This is a genomic window from Xenorhabdus bovienii, assembly GCF_024721015.1.
Taxonomy (GTDB): Bacteria; Pseudomonadota; Gammaproteobacteria; order Enterobacterales; family Enterobacteriaceae; genus Xenorhabdus; species Xenorhabdus bovienii.
In genome coordinates, this window is the sequence record NZ_JANAIF010000514.1 from 1 (window position 1) to 204 (window position 204).

The following is a 204-nucleotide window of genomic DNA, read 5'->3' on the forward strand; positions in this document are numbered from 1 at the left end:
GAAAAGCCCATAGACAAAGGGTTATATCGTTACCGACATTTAGTGGAGAATGCCTTTGCCAGAATAAAACATTTTCGGGCTATAGCAACGAGATACGATAAATTAGAACGAAATTATGCCAGTATGTTAGCACTGGCATTTACTCTCGTTTGGTTACCAATGTGGGCTGATTGATTTATGAACATAAAACATCAACAGTCCCTA

Annotated in this window: 1 protein-coding gene; it reads left to right on the plus strand. The window is 38.2% G+C overall.

The features are described 5' to 3' along the window. A partial coding sequence (locus NXS07_RS21565; RefSeq protein ID WP_258087714.1) for a transposase occupies positions 1-174 on the plus strand: 174 nt, incomplete at its 5' end. Positions 175-204 lie beyond the last annotated feature (30 nt).